The 617-nt window shown below is 66.6% G+C and carries 1 pseudogene; it reads left to right on the top strand.

The features are described 5' to 3' along the window. Nucleotides 1-617, top strand: a pseudogene (locus tag ACY45C_RS13315) (DNA polymerase III subunit alpha); the annotation flags it as partial.

Genomic DNA, 617 nt, shown 5'->3' with positions numbered 1-617 from the left:
CTGTGTACAGACGGCGTCGACGGTGGCCAATCCCTCCTTCCAGTTCGAGGGGTCGGGCTACTACCTCAAGAGCGCCGAGGAGATGTACGGGATCGACACCTCCGACGTCTGGCGCGAGGGCTGTGAGACCACCCTGCTGATCGCCGAGCGGGTCGACCCCACCGGCATGTTCGCCAAGCACAACCTGATGCCGCGCTTCCCGGTGCCGGCTGGCGAGACCGAGGAGAGCTGGTTTCGCAAGGCGACCTAGGCCGGTATGGCCCGCCGGTTCCCGGACGGCTACGACGACGCCCACCGCGAACGCGTCGAGTACGAGATCGGGATCATCCTGCAGCTGGGTTTCCCGTCGTGCTTCCTGGTGGTCGCCGACTTCATCGTGTGGGCGAAGAGCCAGGGCATCCCGGTGGGGCGAGGACCGCATAGCGCAGATCGTCACCTACGACACGATCAAGGCCAAGGCCGCGATCAAGGACTCCTCGCGGGTGCTCGGCTACCCGTACGCGATGGGTGACCGCATCACCAAGGCGATGCCGCCCGCCGTGATGGGCAAGGACATCCCGCTGGCCGGGATCTTCGACTCCCAGCACCCCCGGTACAGCGAGGCCGGGGAGATCCGT

The organism is Frankia sp. CcWB2 (genome assembly GCF_977927585.1).
Note: the sequence above shows the minus strand (reverse complement) of the source record. Positions and strands in the feature narration are given on the sequence as shown.